A 23,814-nucleotide genomic window follows, 5' to 3' on the forward strand; every position below is an offset into this window, starting at 1 on the left:
CGTGCATCCGTGGCTAAAATTAAATTCTTATAGAAACACACAACAAAACCTTAGGGGGATGCTAAGACCAGTAAGCTTGAAAGACCCTGAAATGAATTCAGGGTGACGATCGGGCGAGAAAAAATTAGTTCAATTTTTCTGCTAAAAGCTTCATCTCAATCCGGGGCGAACGGTTTTCGTAAATAATACTATGCACGGCTTTGCATATCGGCATATCAACATTATAAGCCTGATTTTTAATGTGCATACATTTTACGGCATAATATCCTTCGGCCACCATATTCATTTCCAGCTGTGCCGATTTAACGGTATACCCCTTGCCTACCATGTTGCCAAAGGTTCGGTTGCGGCTAAACTGCGAATAAGCGGTAACCAATAAATCGCCCAGGTAAGCCGATTCTTTAATATCACGATCGATGGGGTGCACGGCATCAACAAAACGTTTAATCTCACGGATGGCATTACTGATCAATACAGCCTGAAAATTATCGCCATAACCAATACCATGACAGATACCACTAGCTACGGCATAAATATTTTTTAAAACGGCGGCATATTCCGTCCCGAAAATATCGTCGGATACATTGGTTTTAATATAACGGGTATTTAAGAAAGAAGCAAAGGTTGAAGCCCTTTCTACATCGGTACAGGCTATGGTGAGGTATGATAATTTTTCTAAAGCTACTTCTTCGGCATGGCATGGACCGCTCACAACCAGAATGTCGTGGTAAGGAATACCATAATTTTCGTGCATAAATTCGCCGATAATCAGGTTATCTTCGGGTACTATTCCTTTTATTGCGGAAACAATTTTTTTACCTTTTAAATCGTCAGGTTTGATGGAAGATAACGTAGTTTTTAAAAATGCAGCCGGAACGTTTAAAATTACGAAATCTGCAGATTGTATGACAGCATTGATATCAGATGAAATATGGTCGTCTTCATCGAGTTTTATTTCTACCGAACTGATGTAATTGGGATTATGCTTAAATTTTCTGATATGCTCAATAGCAGTTTCATTACGCATCCACCAAAAAATTTCCTTTTCAGTTAAATTATCTGCAAGCATTTTTACAATGGCAGTAGCCCAGCTCCCGCCCCCTATCATTGCTATTTTAGGTACCATATTTTAAAGAGGTATAAGGCTTAAGGTAAAAGGCATAAGGTTATTATGTCTTACGCCCTAAAGCTTAAGGTAAAAGTTGCAAGTTTAAGCCGGAGAACTACATCTCTCCCCTAAAATCTTACGTCTCAAGCCCGCAAGTTACTATTTCTTATAGAATATTTACGATAAAAGTGTGAGGCGAATAGGCAAAACCCTACACCTCACACTTTTAACCTTAAACCTCAAAAGGCTACTTCTTTCCGTCTTTGCTGAACAATTGGTCTTTAGCGGTTTTTTCTACAATCATTCCGTCTTTCAATTTGTTCTGGATGGCTGAATAAGGACCGGTTACAATTTCCTGACCTGCTTTGACACCAGATTTTACGATGATAAACTGATCGTTCTGAATACCTGTTGTAACTTCCGTCTTTTTAACTTTTTTGGTTTTAGCATCATAACCATAAACAAATTGTTTTACCTTTTTATCGGTCAACTTTGATTTTTGTTTATCGGTGTTTTCCTGGTTGCCCTGATTTTGTGCTCCATCGCCTGATTTTCCGTTATCAGTAAATACGGCCTGGATAGGGATGGCTAAACCTGTTAAAGATTCGCTTTCGATATCAACCGTAGCCGACATACCCGGACGGAAAATAGATTGTTGTTTACCTTCCATTTCTTCGCTGATCCTGATTTTTACCGAGAAATTGGTTACCTGATCTACCGAGGTAGATACCGCAGTACCCACAGCTGTTGATGAGCTTGCAATTTCGGTTACCACACCCCTGAATTTTTTATCAGAGAAAGCATCCACTTCAATTGAAGCTTTATCGCCAACTTTGACGCGGGTAATATCATTTTCGTTTACATCAACGTTAACTTCCATTGATGACAAGTTAGAAATACGCATAATTTCGGTACCAGCCATTTGTGATGTTCCGAGAATACGGTCGCCCAATTCAATCGATAATTTAGATACTACACCATCAACCGGTGCATAAATAGTGGTTTTGGCCAGGTTAGCACCAGCTTCTTTTACGTTTGCACCCGTTTGCTCTAAAGTAAATTTAGCCCCGGTAACATTTTCTTTTGCACTGGCCAAATTTGCCTTTGCAGTTAAGAAAGCAGCTTTGGCCGAATCAAATTCTGAAGCAGATATTACTTTTTTATTGAAAAGCTCAACGTTACGTTTGTAGGTTGCCTCAGCATTTACAAAGTTGGCCTGGTTTTGTGCAAGTTGTTGCTGTGCTGCAGCCACACTGGCTTTTTGCGCATTAAAAGTAGCAACGGTTCTTTCGTAACCCGATTGCAATACATCAGGACGTACTTTACAAAGCAATTGACCAGCCTTAACAATATCACCTTCTTTTACCTTTAATTCTACAACCTCTCCCGATACTTCCGAACTTAACTTAACTTCGGTTTCCGGCTGAATTTTACCACTTGCGGTAACCGTTTCTACAACAGTTTTATCTGCTGCTTTTTCTGTAGTTACTTTTTCGGTTTTATCTCCACCGATCACGCCAGCTAGTTTAAGTATAATCACAAGGACTAGGATAGCAACGATGGTGATAATAATATGCTTCAGTTTCATAATTTATATTGTATTTCGTTTGTTTCGATTATGTTGTAATGTTTAAAGTAAAGGTTCTAATGTGGCATATCCTTCCAGCTTTATCCTTTGGTCTTTTGACTTTGGTCTTTTTGCTTTGGTCTTAAAAAACAATCTGTTTTCCTAAATAATAATCAATTACTTTGGCACGGAATAGCAAATCGTATTTAGCCAGGATAAAATCTATTTCTGCTTTATTTCTATTGGTTTGTGCGGTGCTGTAATCCAATGAATTTACCAAACCAACCGTGTAACGTTGCTCAATTACATAAAAAGCATCTTTTTGCGCCTGAAAAGCATTTTGTGTTGAGCTGTATCTACTTTGAGCGGCATTTAAATCGGCAACCGCCTGGTTAATTACTTTAATCAGGTTATTTTTAGCCAACCGCTCATCAGTAATACGCTGTTGGAACACTATTTTAGCCTTTCTTACGCTTGATCTGGCGGCGAAACCGTTGAATATTGGAACAGATATACTCATACCTACAAACTGCCCGAAGTTACCTGACAACTGATCATTTAAAGGATTATTGACCCCCGCGTAGAGTGGGTTTGTTTTATCGATATTAAATTGATAATAATATGCAGAATTTAATCCAGCCCCTAAGGATACCTTCGGAAAATAACTACCTTTTGCTAAATCAATAGCTTTTTCTGCTGCTTTGCTGTTCAGTCCGGCCAATTTAATATCCGGAAATGTGTTAAGCGCTTGCTGATAAATATCACTCGGAACATAGGTATTTTGAATGTTGTTCAATTCATTGACTAATGGTGCCTGCACCTTAAATGTCATTGGTGGCTGGATTTCCATTAACTGTCCCAAAGTTAAATAAGATATGGTTAGCTGATTCTGCGCATTGGTTAAATTAAGCTCGGCGGTTGCAGCCTGCGATTTGGCCTGCGAAATATCGGCCAGCGTTTTATTTCCAACATCTAAAAGTGCCTGCTCTCTTTTTAATGTTGAATTGGCAACCTCCAATTGTTGTTGCGTAGCCTTAACTTGATCCTGATTATTTAAAACCTGGAGATAAGCCGTTACCACCTGCAAAATAAGATCATTTTTTACCTTTTCTACATTGGTTTGATCTGCTGCAAGCAATATCTTGTTCTGCCTGATCTGATTAAGTTTTGTCCCCCCTTCAAATAAAGAAATACTCGTACTTAGACTAGGATTCATGGTATAACTCTGACGGTTCTCATATAAACCAGTCTGTTGCTGGCTTCTTCCCCACCTCATGGATTGTTCAATACCGCCATTTAATGTAGGTAAAAGGGCATTTTTGGATTGGCGCACATTTTCTTCGCTAAGCGCAGCATTAAAGGCTGCCTGTTTGATGTTCAGATTGTTTTTTAGGGTATTTTCTACAGCCTGTTGTATGCTGATCACTTCTTGAGCCTTAATTTGCTGACTAAAGCTTAATGCAACTAATAACGCAGATCCGGTAATTAACTTATTCTTGGTAAACATCTTCATAATTTGTTTCAAATCTATATAAACAACTTTAATAATTTCAATCTGTACAGGCATTTACTAACTTTGGTTCTTAATGTACCTGATCAAATCACCGCTTCTGCTAAAATGGTATTATCCATCACTGTTATGGAATAAATCCCGCACCGAAAAAGTTATTTATTTGACCTTTGACGATGGACCCATACCCAATGTTACAGATTTTGTATTAAAAACTTTAAAAGTATTTAATGCAAAAGCTACATTTTTTTGCATCGGTGATAATATCGTTAAACACCCCGAAGTTTTTGAACGTGTTAAAAACGACGGGCATGCCATCGGCAACCATACTTTTAACCATTTAAGGGGCTGGAAAACCGATGATGAAACCTATCTCGAAAATACACTAAAATGCCAGCAACTCACACAAACCAACCTCTTCCGTCCGCCTTACGGGAGGATTAAGAAAAGTCAGGTTAAAAGTCTTAAGTCCTTAGTCCTGAGTCCACAGTCCAACTCCCAACTGAAAACTGAAAACTCCCAACTGCAAATCGTTATGTGGGATGTGCTTAGTGGCGACTTCGATATTAACCTCGCACCCGAAAAATGCTATCAAAACGTGATTAAACATACAGAAAATGGCTCCATCATTGTTTTTCACGATAGTTTAAAGGCATTCGACCGTTTATCTTATACACTCCCTAAAGTATTAGCCTATTTTACCGAAAAAGGTTTCACTTTTTCAACGCTGTAAGGCTGAGCGATAGTTGTGCCAGACTCAGTTATACTTACTACAATAATTTAAAATAGGTACTATTAATTTTTAGATGTTCAAAATCGGACAACACTGTACGGAATTGTACGGTAGTATAGGACCAATCCAACACTTGCTATTATTTTTAGTAAAAAAATCAAAAAAATTGTGACCCTTGTTAATTTTTTATTATATTTGAGTATGTACAGCGCATCTTTAATTGCATATAAATTCGTGCAAAGAGGTATTGAAGAAAGCAATCCTTTAACGCAAATGAAACTACAAAAAATGGTTTATTTGGCGCAAGGCCTGCATTTATCTATGTATGATGGATTATCATTGATTAGAGAAGATTTTCAAGCTTGGAAATATGGACCAGTTATACCAATTATATATCAGGACTATAAATTATACGGCAGTTCACTTATTCAGGATTTATCCTTGATGAATTTCAATGATTTTTCAGGATTTTTGAATACAGATTTAAATTATAATGCCAGTTCAGTTATAGACGATGCCTGGAAAATAGCCAAAGATATACCGGGAACACAACTTTCGAACTGGACACACAATGAAGGGTCTCCATGGCATAAATTCTACAAAGAAGGCGTTAATGATATCATTATCCCCAAAGATGAAATAAAAGTTTATTTCTCAAAATTCATTAAGCATGCCAGCTAGGAAAAAAATTGATCTTGATCAGATTGAAGAAGAGGTTAAAAAAGAATCTGTCGAGCCAAAAGGGAATTCTTTTAACGAAGCAGAAGAGCTTGATAAAGAAATAGAGCGACAATTTAAAAGAGAGCAGATAAAAACCTGGCAGCTATATAACTCCACATTAAACACCAACGCTATTGAAAGAAAAAAATATGCTTGGTATATTTTTTCATTAACCTGTGTTTGGGCTCTGCTAATTTTTATTTTTATCTTCCTACAGGCAATTAAATGTTTTTCACTTTCGGAAAAAGTTTTAATTGCATTAATTACAACAACTACCATTAACTTCTTTGGCTTTTTTCTATTGGTAACAAAATATCTTTTTAATATTAACGAGCATAAGTTGATGGGCGATAAAAGCCTCCAACAGAAGAAATTTTCCAGTAAAAAGAAAAAAGTCAATAATCAAACCTAACATATTGCCCCATATTACGGACATGCTATAAATGTGATATGATAGCTTTAAACTAATCATGAATTAGAAAAAGAAGGTTTATTAAACATATTCAACCGAATAAAACCTAAAAATATTTTCTCTCTGATTATTAAGTACTTAAAACTTAACACCAACCATTATTTTCTCAATTTAGAATAATTCCAAATTACTTAATCCCCTGTGCAAATTACATTTAAAAGTTGTTTTTTGCTATTTTTGGCTTCAGTCAAAAAATTGAGTTTTTTGGTCAAAAAACCACAAATTAATATATAAAAGCAGTATTCTTTTGATGAAAAGCAAGTGCATTTGTTGTACAAGCTTGGCGCAAAAAGGATAGCATATCTAAGATGAGTATTTATAACGATTATATCCAGGAAATTGAAGACAGGAAAACCCAGGGTCTTCACCCTAAACCTATTGATGGTTCCGAATTATTAAGTGAAATCATCGATCAGATTAAAAATGTAAATAATTTTAACAGGGCTGATGCTGTTAATTTTTTCATATATAACACTTTGCCGGGTACTACCGCAGCAGCTGGTATAAAAGCAGAATTTTTAAAAGAAATTATTTCAGGTGGAACTATCGTTGCAGAAATTACACCTGATTTTGCTTTCGAACTCTTATCTCACATGAAGGGCGGACCTTCAATCAAAGTGTTATTGGATATTGCTTTAGCCGATAATGGTGATAAAGCACATAAAGCTGCTGATGTGCTTAAAACACAGGTTTTCTTATACGATGCAGATACCGATCGTTTAAAAGAAGCTTACAACAATGGTAATGACATCGCTAAAGAAATTCTGGAAAGCTATGCTAAAGCCGAATTCTTTACCGAACTTCCTGCCATTCCTGAAGAAATAAAAGTGGTAACTTTTATTGCCGGCATTGGTGATATCTCTACCGATTTATTGTCACCGGGCAACCAGGCACACTCCCGCTCAGATCGTGAATTGCATGGTAAATGTATGATTACACCTGAAGCCCAGGAGCAAATAAAAGCATTGCAGGCACAACATCCTGATAAAAGTGTAATGCTGGTAGCCGAAAAAGGTACCATGGGTGTAGGTTCTTCGCGTATGTCGGGTGTAAATAATGTGGCACTTTGGACAGGTAAACGCTCAAGTCCTTATGTTCCATTTGTAAACATTGCCCCAATTGTTGGTGGTACCAATGGCATTTCGCCAATTTTCTTAACTACAGTTGATGTAACCGGTGGTATCGGTATCGACCTTAAAAACTGGGTAAAGAAAACAGATGAAAATGGCAACGTGATCCGTAACGAAAATGACGAACCAATTTTAGAGCAGGTTTATTCTGTTGAAACAGGTACTGTGCTGACCATCAATACCAAAACCAAAAAATTATACAATGGCGACCAGGAGCTGATTGATATTTCGAAAGCCCTAACGCCACAAAAGGTAGAATTTATTAAAGCAGGTGGTTCTTACGCCATCGTATTTGGTAAAAAAATCCAAACCTTTGCAGCCAAAACATTAGGTATCGAAGCTCCGCTGGTATATGCTCCTGCTAAAGAAGTATCTATAGATGGGCAGGGTTTAACCGCCGTAGAAAAAATATTCAATAGAAATGCAGTAGGTTTAGCGCCGGGCAAGGTTTTACATGCCGGTTCTGACGTACGTGTAGAAGTAAATATTGTAGGCTCGCAGGATACTACCGGTTTAATGACGGCGCAGGAATTAGAGGCAATGGCTGCCACAGTTATTTCGCCGATTGTTGACGGTGCTTACCAATCAGGTTGCCATACCGCATCTGTTTGGGATAAAAAAGCCCAGGCAAACATTCCTAAACTGATGAAGTTTATGAATGATTTTGGTGTGATTACAGCACGCGACCCTAAAGGTACCTATCACTCCATGACCGATGTTATCCATAAGGTATTGAACGACATCACCATTGATGAATGGGCAATTATTATTGGAGGCGACTCACATACACGTATGTCGAAAGGTGTAGCTTTCGGTGCCGATTCGGGTACGGTAGCTTTGGCATTAGCAACTGGTGAGGCTTCTATGCCCATCCCTGAGTCGGTAAAAGTTACCTTCAAAGGTGAAATGAAACAGCACATGGATTTCCGTGATGTGGTTCATGCCACGCAATTGCAGATGCTGCAACAGTTTGATGGCGAAAACGTTTTCCAGGGTCGTATTATTGAGGTACACATCGGTACATTATTAGCCGACCAGGCCTTTACCTTTACCGACTGGACCGCAGAAATGAAAGCTAAAGCATCGATCTGTATTTCGCAGGACGATACTTTGATCCAGTCTTTGGAAATTGCGAAAAGCAGGATCCAGATCATGATAGACAAAGGTATGGACAACCATAACCAGGTTTTACAAGGTTTGATCAATAAGGCAAATAAACGTATCGAGGAAATTAAAACCGGTATTAAACCAGCTTTAATGCCTGATGATAATGCCAAATATTATGCTGAGGTAGTAATTGATCTTGATCTGATCCAGGAACCAATGATTGCAGATCCGGATGTGAACAATGCAGACGTTTCTAAACGTTATACACACGATACCATCAGAGATTTAACCTATTACGGTGGAGATAAAAAAGTAGATCTTGGTTTCGTAGGTTCTTGCATGGTACATAAAGATGACCTGAAAATTGTATCTCAGATGTTGAAAAACATAGAGACACAAACCGGTAAGGTAGAATTTAAAGCACCATTGGTAGTTGCGGCCCCTACTTACAACATCATTGATGAACTGAAAGCAGAAGGCGACTGGGAATACCTGCAAAGATATTCGGGATTCGAATTTAGCGATGCGCTGCCTAAAGCTACAGCACGTACCGAGTACGAAAACATTATGTATTTAGAGCGTCCGGGTTGTAACCTTTGTATGGGTAACCAGGAGAAAGCAGCCAAAGGCGATACCGTAATGGCAACCTCTACACGTTTATTCCAGGGCCGTGTGGTAGAAGATAAAGATGGTAAAAAAGGAGAGTCATTACTGGCATCTACACCAGTAGTGGTGCTTTCTGCTATTTTAGGCCGTATCCCAAGCATCGAAGAGTACAAAGTAGCGGTAGAAGGTATTAACTTAACCAAGTTTACACCAGTTTCTACCAAACAGTAATAACAAATAAGCATATCATTTGTTAATAACCAAGAGGCTATCTGATAAACCGGATAGCCTCTTTATTTTATGTAAAATTTGCATAGAATGTTTTTAAATAACACAATTTGACAATTCACAAAAACAAGTCTGTTAAAATTTGTTTAATTTAGAATAGTCTCATAATTGACAATAATTATTAAAAAATAAAGTATGGCTTTTGATATAGAAATGATCAAAAAGGTATATGCAAACTTTGGTAGCCGTGTAGAGGCTGCGCGTAAAGTAGTTGGCAGACCTTTAACATTATCTGAAAAAATATTGTATGCACACCTTTGGGATGGAGATCCTAAAACGGCGTTTAAACGTGGTTCTGATTACGTAGATTTTGCTCCAGATCGCGTTGCGATGCAGGATGCAACTGCACAAATGGCATTATTGCAGTTTATGCAGGCAGGAAGGCCTCAGGTGGCTGTTCCTTCTACGGTTCACTGTGATCACTTAATTACAGCCAAAGAAGGTGCTGCAATAGATTTACCTCATGCTAAAACCGAAAGTGCCGAAGTTTTCGATTTCCTGTCTTCGGTATCCAACAAATATGGTATCGGTTTCTGGAAACCAGGTGCAGGTATTATCCACCAGGTGGTTTTAGAAAATTATGCTTTTCCGGGTGGAATGATGATCGGAACCGACTCTCATACGGTAAATGCCGGTGGTTTGGGTATGGTTGCCATTGGTGTTGGTGGTGCTGACGCATGTGACGTAATGGCCGGCTTACCCTGGGAACTTAAATTCCCTAAACTGATTGGTGTTAAATTAACCGGAAAATTAAACGGCTGGACAGCTGCTAAAGATGTTATCCTTAAAGTTGCAGGTATCCTTACTGTAAAAGGTGGTACCGGTGCAATTGTAGAGTATTTTGGCGATGGTGCAACTTCTATGAGTTGTACAGGTAAAGGCACCATTTGTAATATGGGTGCAGAAATTGGTGCAACCACTTCTACCTTCGGTTATGATGAAAGCATGGAACGTTATTTACGTGCTACAGGAAGGAATGAAGTTGCTGATGAAGCCAATAAAATAGCCGCTTATTTAACCGGCGATGATGAAGTTTATGCTGATCCGGAACAATATTTTGATCAGGTAATCGAAATTGACTTAGATACCCTGGAGCCATATTTAAATGGTCCGTTTACACCAGATTTAGCTACCCCGGTTTCACAGATGAAAGTGGAGGCAGAGAAAAATGGCTGGCCTTTAAAAGTAGAATGGGGACTGATCGGTTCTTGTACCAATTCTTCTTACGAAGATTTATCAAGAGCAGCTTCTATCGCTAATCAGGCTATTGCAAAGGGCTTGGTTACCAAATCTGCTTTCGGTATCAACCCGGGATCGGAACAGGTACGTTACACTGCAGACCGTGATGGTTTCTTAAAAACTTTCGAAGATTTAGACGCAACGATCTTCACCAATGCCTGCGGACCATGTATTGGTATGTGGGACAGAACAGGTGCAGAAAAAGCAGAAAAAAATACAATTGTACACTCGTTTAACAGAAACTTTGCTAAACGTGCGGATGGTAACCCGAATACTTTTGCTTTTGTAGCTTCGCCGGAAATGGTTGCTGCAATTGCCATTTCAGGTAATTTAGGTTTTAATCCATTAACTGATACCTTAACAAATGATAAAGGCGAAGAGGTTAAATTAGATCCGCCTACCGGTTTCGAACTGCCAACCAAAGGTTTTGCTGTAGAAGATGCAGGTTACCAGGCACCGGCAGCCGATGGCTCTAAAGTGGAAGTTTTGGTTTCGCCAACTTCTCACCGTTTACAATTGCTCGATCCTTTTACCCCTTGGGAAGGTACTGATTTAAAAGGTTTAAAACTGTTGATCAAAGCCAAAGGTAAATGTACAACCGATCATATTTCGATGGCTGGTCCGTGGTTAAAATTCCGTGGTCACTTAGATAACATATCCAACAACATGCTTATCGGAGCGGTTAACTTCTTCAACGATAAAACCGATACCGTTAAAAATGAATTAACCGGCGAATATGGTCCGGTACCGGCAACACAACGCGATTACAAAGCGGCTGGTTTAGGATCTATCGTTGTTGGCGACGAAAACTACGGCGAAGGTTCATCACGTGAACACGCTGCTATGGAACCCCGCCACTTAGGCGTTCGTGCGGTATTGGTAAAATCTTTCGCCCGTATCCACGAAACCAACCTTAAAAAACAAGGTATGCTGGGTTTAACTTTTGCAAACAAGGAAGATTACGACAAAATTCTGGAAGATGATACCATCGATATCTTAGGTTTAACAACCTTTGCTCCTGATACACCATTAACCTTGGTTTTACACCATGCTGATGGTACGGAAGAGTCGTTCCCGGTAAACCACAGTTACAATGCGCAACAGATTGACTGGTTTAAAGCTGGTGGTGCATTAAATATCATCAGGGCTGAGGCAGCAGCTAAAGCAGCGCTTTAGTTAGTCCGAAAGTCCGGAGTCGGTAGTCCGAAGTCTGGATATAGATAATATCAATCCCGTTTTGTTAATTCAGAACGGGATTTTTTGTTACTTTTTGATAGAGCAAGAAGTCAATCTTGCCGGAGAAGCTCAACGATGGCCGTCATGCTTAATTTATTTCAGCATCCTTCCTGCTAGATAGACCCTGAAATAAATTCAGGATGACGATTATGGGTAAACTAAAACGTGTCGTCATCTTGACCGAAACAAAGCGGAGCGCCCGCCTGCATCGGGCAGGGAGAGATCTATCTTGAGACAGATTAATGTTGGTCCGGATTTGCAATCCGGATCTTTGAACTTTGGATTATAATCCATTTATAAGAATTACAAATCCTTTACTATTAAATCGGGATTACAAATCCCGACTAACCCGAAGTCTGGATATAGATAATATCAATCCCGTTTTGTTAATTCAGAACGGGATTTTTTATTGCGAAAATGCGTCAATCGAGAGATTAAAGCTAAAATTTTAACTCATTTATTTTTTTTTGGAAAGCAGGTACAGTGGTTCTTAGGCTGGGGTTGGTCCCGCTAATGCTACTGCTGGTTTAGAAAAAAACCAGCATCCGCGTATATCGGGTTTAATTAACGTAGGCTTGTTCAATAAAATTAGAATGTTTTGCCTCGAACTGTTGATTTAATGTTGGTCCGGATTTGCAATCCGGATCTTTGAACTTTGGATTTATAATCCATTTATAAGGATTACAAATTCTTTACTATTAAATCGGGATTACAAATCCCGACTAACCTGAAGCAAAGCGAAGCGCCCGCCTGCATCGGGCAGGGAGAGATCTACCCTCGAGACAGATTTCCCGAATACGTTATACTATGCTCGAAATGACGGCATGGATACGAAGATTAGCTCTTCTCAAACTCATACCCACAATCGTAACAATGGTTACATTTATTGGCTTTAATCGGAGTGGTAAATGTTAAAAAAGCGAGTATAGTAGCCCAAAGGCTGTATTTTTTCCCGGTTGCCATTCCATAACCTACATTCTTTGATCCACATTTTGGACAGACTGCATGTTCTTGCGTTGGCTCTTCCTCATCAATGAGCTCTTCAGGTGACTCTGGACCTAAACTATTATCTTCCGCCAGCAAATGATTAATGGCTTCTACATCCCGTTCAAAAACAATCAGTTTTACGCCACCAATGGCCTGATTATAAAGTGGATTTAGGGTAGCTACATTTTCATCAGCCAGGAAACAGGCAAAACCACTGTCTTCCAGTTTGGCTTTAATAATATTCGCCTCCATGGGATTATAAAAAGTGCTGTAAACAACGGTTTTATCGTTCATGATGTTAATTTAGAAAAAAAAATGTTCCCGCAGATTTAAAATGATAAAAAACGCAGATTCATTGAAGATGTTAGCATTGAAATATTTGAATGGGAATAATACAACAGATAAACGTTTGGTGTTTTCTATGCATCCATGGCTAGAATGAGAGCGCTACTTCTTCAAAAATTCCTGCCACCAATAGCCCGAATCTTTAATGGTGCGCTGTTGCGTTTTAAAATCATTATAAATCAGGCCAAACCTTGCGGTAAAGCCTTCAGCCCATTCAAAATTGTCCATTAACGTCCAGGCCATATAACCGGTAACATTTACACCTTCGTTTTTAAGTTTTAGCAACGCTTCGAGGTAAAGTTTAAAATATTCGATCCGCTCAGGGTCCTCTACCCTACCATTGGCCAGTTTATCGTGGTAAGCAGCTCCGTTTTCGGTAATGATGATATTTTTCACATTTGGGTAAGCCGCAAACTGTTTTACGATATTATAAAAACTATCGGCATTAATTTCCCAGCCCATTGCGGTATGTGGCTTTTTACGGCTTTTGGCCTTTACCTCCCAGGCCTGGATTACCGGGATAAAGGCATTGTATTTTACCACCAAGGGAAAATAATTCTGAAGGCCGATAAAATCAAAATCGAATTTCATCCGCTCCTGAAGCCGCCAGGTACCATATTCGATCTGAAACTTTTCAAGCAGATCCCAACCTGCTGTCGGGAAACCCATTCCTTGTGTAGGCTCTATAAACAAGCGGTTCATTAAGCAGTCTACGCGTTTTGCTGCAAGAATATCGTTATCGCTCTGGGTATTCGGTATAATTTCTGAACAGGAATAGGTGGTACCAATATTGGCTTTGCTAATTTCAGCACGCAAAATTTTTCCGCCTTCGGCCTGTGCCAAAGCGGTATGTAAAACTGCCGGAAAAAAATTGCTCAGGCCTGTTTTACCAGGCGCATGTACGCCCAGCATATAACCGAGAGAAGTATAACCGAATGGTTCGTTCAAAACAATCCAGTTTTTCACTTTATCGCCGTATTCTAATGCACAGATACTTACAAAAGCATTAAAGGCAGCATTGATGCTAAAACTGGTCCAACCACCTTCATCTTCCAAGGCCTGGGGTAGATCCCAGTGATAAAGGGTAATATAAGGTGTAATTCCGTTTGATAAACATTCATCAATGAGGTTATGGTAAAACCTGACACCTTCCTGGTTGATTTCTCCCCTGCCTGCTGGTAAAATCCGCGACCAGGCAATGGAAAACCTGAACACTTTAAAGCCCAAAAGTTTAACAAGCGCCACATCTTCGGTGTACCGGTGGTAAAAATCGCAGGCGGGATCCAGTTTATGGTTTTTCTTTATTTTCCCGTTTTTTGCAGTGAAGGTATCCCAAATGGAAGGACCTTTACCGTATTGGGTTGCTGTTCCCTCTATCTGGGCGGCAGCAGTAGCCACTCCCCACAGAAAATCCTGACCAAAATCGCTCGCATTAATCATTGTTTACCAATTAATTGCCATAAGTTGCAAGTTTAATATTAACAAATCATTAACAACGAATAGAAAACGATTTTTGTCTGGGGCAGACCTCTTTGAATTATTAAAAGGGCTTGCTATTAAGCCTTGCGCTTCCTTTTTTAAAGCTAAAAGTTTATTTCATTTACCGCTGTGTTTTATCGCGTCACCAGAAAGCTTATTCTTTTAGCCCCCGGGCCTGATCATTTCACCTAAATGCCTAAACGTTTTACCCTGGCACCTAATCTTTTGACCTAAAAGCTTATTCTTTTAACTTCAGCGCTTAATTTTTTATCCCCGGAACCTAATCGTTTAACCGGTAGGCTTAAAAATTTAACCTAAAAGCCTAAACATTTGACCTAAAAGATTAAACATTTACCAAAAAGGCCTGATCTCTTCACCTTCGGGCCTGATTAACTGATCTCACCGCTTAAATATTTAACCTAAAAGCATGATTGTTCAATCGAATAGCTTAATGGTTCCCCTTATTAAGGTGCTTTAACCACTACAGTATCTTGCGCCAGCATCGGCACGCTATAATTGCCGGTATCTAAACTGGTTTTAGGCAATAGTCTTTTTATTGCGGCCAGATCGGTCTTACTGATATGGGTTTGGTACAGATAAAGAAATTTTAAATTTTTAAGTTTCTTTAGTTCGGTTATACCTTTAAAGCTCACTTTAGTTCCGACCAGACTTAGCGACTGAAGCTGATCTAAATCTTTTAATTGTGCTAAACCTGCATCTGTTATGGCGGTGTTATTCAGGCTTAAACGGGAGAGATTTTTGCAACCTTTAATGGCAGCTAAGGCTTGATCGTTTACCTTACTGTTTTCCAGCTTAAGCCAGAGGAGTTGTTTATCGATTGATTTGAGAAGAGCTAAAACGTCTTTATCCATCGATTGTGCATTAACGAAATTTGCCGACAGGTAATTAGTATTCTGCGCAACAGGCACTACAATAATTCCCGCTTCTGCCAGTTTTTTCAAAACTTTATCATCGGCAGCCGAAACCTCTTCTGCCGCGATTTCACTATTTTTAACTTCCCCCTCTGCATTTTCGCCTTTTTGCAAACCGGCTAATACAGGCTTAATTTCAGCTGTTTGCGGGAGATCCTTAAATTTCTTTTTAAAATCAGCATCATTATTAATCCACCATTTCAGCAAAGCAATTTCATTGGTTGTAAGCTGGGGTTTTTCTTTAGGTGCCATGTGGTCTTCATCATTTAAGGGCAGTAAAATGCGTTTAATCAACTCACTTTCATCGGCTTTTCCTTTTACAAGTGTAGGCCCGTTTTCTCCACCTTTTAAAATATAGGCTTCCTGATCGAGCCGAAGTTTGCCCTTTTGTTTTTCGCTACCGTGACAACTGTAACAACGGTTTTTCAAAAGTGGCTGAATTGCATTCTGGTAAACAAAAGCTTCCTGTACATTGGGAATAGGCGGAATAGCTGAACCGTCTTTGGCAGCACCTGATTTTAGGGGAGCGGTTAAATAATCAGATCCATGGGTTAAAGAACCGCCTAAATGACCGGTAACAGATATTAAAATGGCAAGAAGGGTAGCAAATGCCCCCAAAATAGCCTTCGACTGGACCTTTTTATAAATTACCGATAAAATAACCGATAAAATGGCCACACTAATACCCATCCATTGGTGGTTACTCACTAAATCACCTTCATAATCGCCGCTATTGGCCAAAAAATACCCTGTGAAACACGAAATTATTGCACTCAATGCCCCAAAAAGTAACATGAGCGGTATTGCAGGTTTTAGGCCGGCAAATTTCGCCTTAAAGGACAAAAGGATACAGATACAGGCCAATATTAAAATCCCGATGGGCAGGTGGACAAAAACCGGATGGAAACGGCCAAAAAATTCTAACATTTTACCGGTACCTCTTTCTTAATAAATTCATCATATAAACATTTATTGCCCATTGATCTGCAACCGGCTGACGGGTGTATGGCAAAGTTGGCATATAATCTGCCGGGCCGAATTCGGTAAGGATGGTCATCCGCTCGCCGTTTTTCTTTTTGCGTTCGATTACCTTGTCCCACCAGGCCAAATGGGCTTCTACTACTTTTGTCCATTCTGGTGCACGTGGATCGTTTACCTGCGGTCCTTCGGGATGCCCAACACGGGAGTGGATATGATCTGTTTTTTCTAAAATAAAATCGATGGTTTGTTTCTGATCGGCCAGCAAACTTTCATGCACATTACACCAGTGCGAAATATCCAGGGTAAACCTGATCTCCGGATTTTTTTCCGCAAAATTCCTGGCAACGGGTGCGGCAAACATCATGCGGCTACGGTGGGTTTCGTGATAAATCGGTATCCCCGACGATTTTCTTTTGGCGGTTACATAATCGATAAACTGTTTGTTCTCTTCGTATGTAAAATAATCCTTCCCCGAATGGCAATTGATATAAACGGGTTTTTGATAAGTATTGGCGCAAATGGCATCTAAACTTTTCTTAAAAGAAGCCAAATGCTCTGCAATATTCGATTGCGAGCCGGCACATAAAAAACCTACTTTCAGTTTGTATTTCTTAACGGCATCGAAAAGTTCTTTCACAGCTTTCTCTTCGCCCGGCCACCATACTTCGATCCCTTCATAACCCTCTTTTTTGGCAGCGGCACAAAACTCGTCCCTTGTTCCCTCAAAACCCCAATCGGTCTGCATAAATAATAATTCGTAACCTGCTTTGGCCATTACATTTTTAAGAGTATTGGCGCTGATGTCCTGTATTGGGCTTAATAGCGAGGCGGCCGTTACAACCGCAGTATTTTGTAAAAATTTTCTTCTTGTCTGGTTCATTTGGTTCACTTGTTCATTAGTCGTTTGTTCATTGGTAACTGCAAACTGCCAACTGAAAACTGGATATGGTTAATCGGTTAATTGTATAAATTGGTTAACTGTCGTGATACGTCGAACATGTGCCAACCGCTCATCGCTTATCCATTACAGATCCTTCGCTCATGCTCAGGATGACAACTGTGCTGAGAATTGCTTAGCTTCGGACTGCGGACCCCGGACTGCGGACTTCCGACTTTAAACTAAGCAACAACCTCCCTGATAACTTTCCCCGCCACATCGGTTAACCTGAACGGCCGGCCCTGAAATGGATAGGTAAACTGTTCGTGGTCGAAGCCCAATTGATTTAAAATGGTCGCCTGAATATCAAAAGCATCAACTTTGCCGCTAATGGCACTGTAACCGATTTCATCGGTTTCGCCGTGCGTAAAACCTTTTTTAATGCCACCTCCGGCCATCCAGATGGTAAATGCTTCGGTATGGTGATCTCTTCCCTTAAACGGATTCTGAATCCCATTGCGGTTTTCCATCATAGGCGTACGGCCAAATTCGCCGCCCCAAACTACCAGTGTTTCTTCCAGTAATCCGCGTTGTTTTAAATCGAGCAATAAGGCGGTTATTGGCCTGTCGATGCTTCTGCATTTATTTTTCAAGCCGATATTTAGCGAATTATTCGGATTATCACCATGTGCATCCCATCCCCAATCGAACAATTGAATGTAACGTACTCCTTTTTCTACCAGTTTTCGGGCTAGCAGCACATTATTGGCAAAACAGGCTTTTCCGGGCTGTGTGCCATACATTTCGTGTATGTAAGCTGGTTCATCATTAATGTTCATTACTTCAGGGGCAGATATCTGCATGCGGTAAGCCATTTCATACTGGGCAATCCGCGATAAAATTTCGGGATCGTTATATTCCTGGTATTGCTGCTCATTGGCTTTATTTATCGCTTCGATGGAGGCTTTTCTCAAATCCCTGTTCATTCCTTCAGGGTCTTTAATAAACAATACCGGATCACCTTCACTTCGGCATTGCACGCCCTGATATACTGAGGGTAAAAAGCCACTTCCCCAAACACTTTTACCAGCATCAGGGAAACTTCCTCCACTGGTTAATACCACATAACCCGGCAGGTTCTGGTTTTCGGATCCTAAACCATAGGTTACCCAGCTGCCCATACTCGGCCTCCCCAGGCGCGGCGATCCGGTATGCACCAGTAATTGAGCCGGTGCATGGTTAAACTGATCGGTTTTTACGGCTTTTAAAAAGGTTACTTCATCAACCAGGGTTGAAAAATGGGGCAGGTTATCACTTACCAAAGAACCAGACTGACCATGTTTGGCAAAAGTAGCCTGCGGACCAAGCATTTTAGGAACTCCTGTTATAAAAGCAAATTTTTTACCTGCCAGCAATGATGGCGGACAATCCTGTCCATCCATTTTCATCAGTTCGGGTTTAAAATCGAATAATTCGAGTTGCGATGGCGCTCCGGCCATGTGCAGATAAATTACACTTTTAGCCTTACCAACCAGCGGAGGTGATTTAGGTAATAAAGGATGTGCAGGATCGTAGGCAATTTTAGTTTGTTTACCGGAAAAAAGATTACCGCAGCTACCTAAAAGCGACCCCATGGCCAAAGCACCAAGGCCCATGGCACTTTCCTTTAAAAAATGCCGTCTGGAATGTAACCTTGCATTTGCTTCGTGTGCTTCTTTAATTAACCGATGTGCGTTTAATTCGTCTCTTGTCATAACCGATCCACTTAATTTTTGGTAACTACTTCATCCAGATTGAGCATGGCATTAGCCACCAAAACCATCGCTGCCTCTTCTGGCTTATATTTCTTTTGTTTATCGCCCATAAATGCCGATACGCTTGCCGAATTCTTTTTGAATTCTTCAAAAGCTTTGGTGTACAGGTCTTCGAATACTTTTAACCTGTTTTGCGGGATACTTTTGTACAAAATCATTTCGTAACCCCTGGCAATTTTAGCCTGACTATTGTTTCCTCCGGTTTTTTCCATCCGAAGGGCTAGTTTTCTGGCCAAATCGATATAAACACTATCATTTAGGGTAACCAATGCCTGCAAAGGCGTATTGGTACGGATACGCCTCGGACTGCATACCACCCTTGATGCGCCATCAAAAGCAATGGCCGATGGATATGGGGCTGTCCGTTTCCAATAGGTATAAATCCCCCTGCGGTATTGTTCTTCACCACCACTGGTTATCCATTTTGCACCGTTGTAAGGTGAAAACCAGATACCCTGGGGTTGCCATGGCATTACCGGCGGACCATACATTTTGTTGCTCAGCACACCACACACAGCCAAACCCTGGTCTCTAATCTGCTCGGCGCTCAGCCTCACCCTCGAGCCACGGGCATAAAATTTATTGAAAAGATCTTTTTCTTTTAATTCTTCCGAAACTTTGCTGTCCTGCCGGTAAGTGGCCATCATTACCAGCTCTTTCAGCATTTTTTTAACACTCCAGTTGTATTGGTACATAAACTGGTAAGCCATAAAATCGAGCAGTTCCTGGTGGGTGGGGGCCATACCCTGTGTTCCCATATCTTCTAACGTTTCCACCAAACCTGCCCCGTAAAGTTGTTCCCACAGGCGGTTTACCATGGTGCGTGAAACCAGCGGATTTCTTTTATCGGTTAGCCACATGGCCAGCCCCATCCGGTTATCGGGTGCATTTTTTGGCATGGCAAAAGCAAGCGAGTTAGGCACAGCTGCCTTAACCTCTTTACCTTTTGATGTCCACGCGCCCCGTTCAAAAACATAGTTTTTACGTCGCATAGCTAATGGATTTTCGACCATGATGGGTGTTGTAGGTACCTGGGCATCCATTAAACCGGTAAATGTTTTTTTATAAGCTAAATACTCCGGCCTGCCTTTTCCGGGGAACTGTTTGGTAAAGTAAAACCAATCGAAATACACCATAAACTCATCAGGATTTTTTACCGAAGGATTGGTATATTTTAAATACACATCTTTAACACCGCTTTGCTTTGGAAAATTGATTTCTACATTCTGATAACCCTGGGTTTGAGCCAGTTTCCATGATTTGATTACAGGGCCATTTAGCGAACCGGCATGCAGGGTCATAGTACCATTCGCCTTGCTACAATTATAGCGTAAAATCAATTGATCAACATTTTCGAGATCTACAGATTTTAACCTGGCCGAAGAGCTGTTTTTAAAATACAATGCAATATTATTATTCCCGATTACCGAATTAACCAGCTGATCGGCCGTAGTAGAGTTGATGGCCGGCTGTCCGGTTTTTAAAAACAGTTCCATTTCTGCTGCTCTCTCCTTACCCGAAACCGTTTTAACCCATCCGGTTAAATGGCTGAGCTGATTTTTAAGGCTATCGTTAAAGTTTTTAAACAAAGGATATTCCTCCGGTACATCTTCATCCCTTGTATTGTTAAAATACGACATGAATTTATAATATTCATCGTGTTTAAAAGGATCGTATGGGTGACTATGGCATTGTACACAAGAAAAAGTGGTACTCATTAAACCTTCCCAGGTCGCATTTACACGGTCTAATACAGCAGCCGTTCTAAATTCTTCATTGTTGGTTCCACCTTCATCATTGGTTGGGGTATTTCGGCTAAACGCTGTGGCAATGTATTGTGCATCGGTTGGATTGGGGAACAGATCGCCGGCAATCTGATCGCTAATAAAGCGGTTATAAGGCATATCCTGGTTAAAAGCCCTAATCACCCAATCGCGGTAAGCCCATATATTACGGTTAGGATCACTCTCGTAACCTTTGGTATCGGCGTAACGGGCAATATCCAGCCACATGGATGCCCAGCGTTCGCCAAATTTAGGTGAAGCCAGCAAACTATCAACCAATATGTTATAGGCTTGTTGTTCGTTTTTACTGCTGAGGTAAAACCTTGCCAATCGATCAGAAGGATATGTACCGATCAGGTCCAAACTCACCCTCCTTAATAAAGTAGCTTTGTCAGCTGTTTTAGAAGGTTGTAGTTTATTTTCTTCAAGTTTGGCAAAAATAAATTTATCAAGGTCGTTGCGCACCCAATCGTTATCCACATCTGGTACTTCAGTCGGTTTTACACTCACATAAGCCCAATGCTTGCCCCATTTTGCACCTTGTTTTACCCAACTGCTGAGCAGATCGATCTCATCATTATTAAGAGCAGGATGTTTATATGGCATGCGTTCTTCCGGATCGTTGGATTTTAAACGCTTGATAAATTCACTATCTTCCGGATTGCCCGGAATAATGGCTGCTTTACCGCTTTTTGTTTTGGCCAGGGCCTCTTCTCTGAACAAAACGCTAAAACCACCCTGCTGTTTCACCCCTCCATGGCAAGCAATGCATTTTTTATTGAGAATAGGCTTTACCTGCGAATTAAAATCGATTTCCTTTTCGGAAGAAAAAAGCGAAAAGGCAGCTAAAGCAACAGCAACAAGCACAAAGCCAGCGGCAAATAATATTTTCCTGTTCAGTAACATTTGGTTAGTATAAACTTAAACTAATTTTTAGCAGTTTTGTATTTATATACAAAGTTAAATTAAGCTAAACATTAATAAAAACATAAGTGGGACGATTATTAGCAAAAATCGTAACATATTCGTTTCCCTTAAACCAAAGATCAAGAAAAATATAAAGTACAAAAATGTATTAACTTGCTCAAAAAATGGATTATCTTACTTTTTTCAGATTGAAACATGGAGAAACATCTGGCAAGGCAAAAAAATAGTTTTGATATTCAAAAGGCCATTATCATTCCGAAGAATGTACTTGCAAAGCAGTGTAATGAAAACAGGATTATCAATAACTTATTTATAACCGATATTGGCTATTACCGTAAAGCGTTGAATCATTATGCAAGAAGAGATAATGGTGCCGACCAGCATATTCTAATCTATTGTACTGAAGGGAAAGGAATGGTAGCTTTTAAGAATACTGATTACCATATTGAAGCTGGCAATTTTATCATCATCCCTAAAAAAACAGCGCATATCTATCAGGCCGATCCATCTTTACCATGGACAATTTACTGGTTTCATTTTTTAGGAACGGGTGCCGATCAGCTTGTAGGCTCCCTACAGCATTACAAAGCTTATGCAGGTTTTAATGAGGAAAGGAATATGTTATTTGATACCATTTATAACCGCCTGGAAAGGGGTTTTAGCCGGGAGAACATAATAGCGGCTAATTTAAGCCTGCACCACTACATTGCTGAAATTATTTACACAGATAAAAATTTAATAAACGATAAGATAATAGCGCCAGATAAGGTGGAAGAGGTAATCGATTTTATGCGAAACAATATCGAAAAGATGCTCAGCTTAAAGGAACTGGCTTTGGCCGTTTACCTATCGCCATCTTACTTATCGGCCATATTTAAAAAGAAAACGGGCACCTCTCCTATTGATTACTTTAACCAGCTTAAAATCCAGAAAACAACCCAATATTTACTGTTTACCAATTTACGGATCAATGAAATTGCCCAGAAAATCGGGATTAAAGATCCGTATTATTTTAGCAGACTTTTTTCGAGCATTATGGGTACTTCGCCGAAAAAGTACAGGGATAATAGGTATAACTAGCTAATTACAAAAAGATTAGAGCCGGCAAAGTGTAATTGTATGGATTTTTATATATTGGGAACAAGAAAGCCCCGGATGCGACCGAGGCTTTAAAACTTTACTTAGTTACGCTTTTCCTGAAGAAAAGGAGGCTTTACTAAGCATAACGATACAAAATTAAATTATTTTTTCTAATTAAACTACTTTTTTTTTAAAAAAATGAATTACGCTCAACTCGAATCATATATTTCACAACCAAGGTTAAACCGGTTTCTTAGGGCCTGTGGCAATTCTAAAACAAAAGCACAAAAACTTTACAGAATAAATTTAAGGGTTGCCCAGTCATTTTATCCGATAATGAACCTGTTTGAAACTTTTATCAGAAATGCAATATACAATCAAATAGCTGTTTATTTTAAAGACAATGATTGGATCATTAATCAAAAAGCTGGTTTTATGAGCAGCCCAAAGCTGATCAAGTCTAAATTTTATCTCTTAAATCAAGTCAAAAAAGCAGAGTCAGATATATTCAAAAGAGTAAAAACAGTTAGTGCAAGTAGAGTAATTGCTGAACAAACCTTTGGATTTTGGACAGCATTTTTTGACAATCATCATTTCACTCTTGTTGGCGGCGCTCCATTAACTGCCTTTCCGTACAAACCGCCGCATATCAATCGTGCATTGCTTGCCATGAAATTTGGAAAAATACGGGAATTTAGAAACAGAATTTATCATAACGAGCCAATTTGTTTCTCAGGCTCAAACATTGACTTTTCGATTGCGACCCAAGTACTAAATGACATACATGATATTATAGAATGGATTAATCCAGATTTAAGAGCATACACGGCTTATTTTAATAATATACAATCAAAAATTGATCAGGCAGATACGTTATAATGCTCTAAAGCAT

Annotated in this window: 16 protein-coding genes; 7 read left to right on the plus strand and 9 right to left on the minus strand. The window is 39.8% G+C overall.

All coding sequences use genetic code 11. From position 1 onward, the window contains the following. Window positions 1-124: 124 nt before the first annotated feature. The 3 genes from DRW42_RS14300 to DRW42_RS14310 form a co-directional block, all read right to left on the minus strand. Window positions 125-1,126, minus strand: coding sequence for an NAD(P)H-dependent glycerol-3-phosphate dehydrogenase (locus DRW42_RS14300; protein ID WP_244215282.1), 1,002 nt, complete (start codon window positions 1,124-1,126; stop codon window positions 125-127). A gap of 229 nt (window positions 1,127-1,355) precedes the next feature. Then, the gene (locus DRW42_RS14305; protein ID WP_113949504.1) at window positions 1,356-2,696 is read right to left on the minus strand and encodes an efflux RND transporter periplasmic adaptor subunit; all 1,341 of its coding nucleotides are present in this window, start codon (window positions 2,694-2,696) and stop codon (window positions 1,356-1,358) included. 121 nt (window positions 2,697-2,817) lie between these two features. Beyond that, a complete protein-coding gene (locus DRW42_RS14310; RefSeq protein WP_244215283.1) occupies window positions 2,818-4,242 on the minus strand; it encodes a TolC family protein in 1,425 nt (474 codons plus the stop codon). A 19-nt stretch (window positions 4,243-4,261) separates the two neighbouring features. Here DRW42_RS14310 and DRW42_RS14315 point away from each other — a divergent pair, with 19 nt between their 5' ends. The 5 genes from DRW42_RS14315 (at window position 4,262) to DRW42_RS14335 (ending at window position 11,656) form a co-directional block, all read left to right on the plus strand. Continuing rightward, window positions 4,262-4,918 (plus strand): polysaccharide deacetylase family protein, encoded by a 657-nt coding sequence (locus DRW42_RS14315; RefSeq protein ID WP_113949505.1) that lies wholly within the window; start codon window positions 4,262-4,264, stop codon window positions 4,916-4,918. Window positions 4,919-5,119: 201 nt separating this feature from the next. Then, a complete protein-coding gene (locus DRW42_RS14320; protein ID WP_113949506.1) occupies window positions 5,120-5,599 on the plus strand; it encodes a Panacea domain-containing protein in 480 nt (159 codons plus the stop codon). Next, entirely contained in the window at window positions 5,589-6,050 is a 462-nt protein-coding gene (locus tag DRW42_RS14325) for a hypothetical protein (protein ID WP_113949507.1), read from the plus strand. Before DRW42_RS14320 ends, DRW42_RS14325 begins: the two co-directional genes overlap by 11 nt. 368 nt (window positions 6,051-6,418) lie before the next feature. Further along, on the plus strand, window positions 6,419-9,184 hold the full coding sequence (locus DRW42_RS14330) for a bifunctional aconitate hydratase 2/2-methylisocitrate dehydratase (RefSeq protein ID WP_113949508.1): 2,766 nt from the start codon (window positions 6,419-6,421) through the stop codon (window positions 9,182-9,184). Window positions 9,185-9,376: 192 nt separating this feature from the next. Further along, the gene (locus DRW42_RS14335; protein WP_113949509.1) at window positions 9,377-11,656 is read left to right on the plus strand and encodes an aconitate hydratase; all 2,280 of its coding nucleotides are present in this window, start codon (window positions 9,377-9,379) and stop codon (window positions 11,654-11,656) included. A gap of 897 nt (window positions 11,657-12,553) precedes the next feature. On the opposite strand, the gene DRW42_RS14340 is transcribed toward DRW42_RS14335, so the two are convergent. From DRW42_RS14340 to DRW42_RS14365, 6 genes are all read right to left on the minus strand, one after another. Further along, entirely contained in the window at window positions 12,554-12,997 is a 444-nt protein-coding gene (locus tag DRW42_RS14340) for a putative signal transducing protein (protein ID WP_113949510.1), read from the minus strand. Between the two features lie 153 nt (window positions 12,998-13,150). Continuing rightward, window positions 13,151-14,488: a GH1 family beta-glucosidase gene (locus tag DRW42_RS14345; protein WP_113949511.1), complete on the minus strand. Its 1,338-nt coding sequence runs from the start codon at window positions 14,486-14,488 to the stop codon at window positions 13,151-13,153. Window positions 14,489-14,991: 503 nt separating this feature from the next. Further along, window positions 14,992-16,386 (minus strand): c-type cytochrome domain-containing protein, encoded by a 1,395-nt coding sequence (locus tag DRW42_RS14350; protein WP_113949512.1) that lies wholly within the window; start codon window positions 16,384-16,386, stop codon window positions 14,992-14,994. 1 nt (window position 16,387) lies between these two features. After that, window positions 16,388-17,320 carry a sugar phosphate isomerase/epimerase family protein gene (locus DRW42_RS14355; protein WP_113949581.1) on the minus strand — a complete coding sequence of 311 codons (933 nt, stop codon included), beginning with the start codon at window positions 17,318-17,320 and terminating at the stop codon, window positions 16,388-16,390. A 239-nt stretch (window positions 17,321-17,559) separates the two neighbouring features. After that, window positions 17,560-19,071 (minus strand): DUF1501 domain-containing protein, encoded by a 1,512-nt coding sequence (locus DRW42_RS14360; protein ID WP_113949513.1) that lies wholly within the window; start codon window positions 19,069-19,071, stop codon window positions 17,560-17,562. 11 nt (window positions 19,072-19,082) lie between these two features. Further along, entirely contained in the window at window positions 19,083-21,821 is a 2,739-nt protein-coding gene (locus DRW42_RS14365) for a DUF1553 domain-containing protein (RefSeq protein WP_113949514.1), read from the minus strand. 216 nt (window positions 21,822-22,037) lie between these two features. On the opposite strand from DRW42_RS14365, the gene DRW42_RS14370 reads away from it, so the two are divergent. Together DRW42_RS14370 and DRW42_RS14375 are read left to right on the plus strand one after the other, a co-directional pair. Continuing rightward, on the plus strand, window positions 22,038-22,922 hold the full coding sequence (locus DRW42_RS14370; protein WP_113949515.1) for an AraC family transcriptional regulator: 885 nt from the start codon (window positions 22,038-22,040) through the stop codon (window positions 22,920-22,922). A gap of 198 nt (window positions 22,923-23,120) precedes the next feature. Beyond that, entirely contained in the window at window positions 23,121-23,801 is a 681-nt protein-coding gene (locus tag DRW42_RS14375; RefSeq protein WP_113949516.1) for a hypothetical protein, read from the plus strand. Window positions 23,802-23,814: the final 13 nt, after the last annotated feature.

It is taken from the genome of Pedobacter miscanthi, assembly GCF_003315595.1.
In the GTDB taxonomy this organism is placed as follows: domain Bacteria; phylum Bacteroidota; class Bacteroidia; order Sphingobacteriales; family Sphingobacteriaceae; genus Pedobacter; species Pedobacter miscanthi.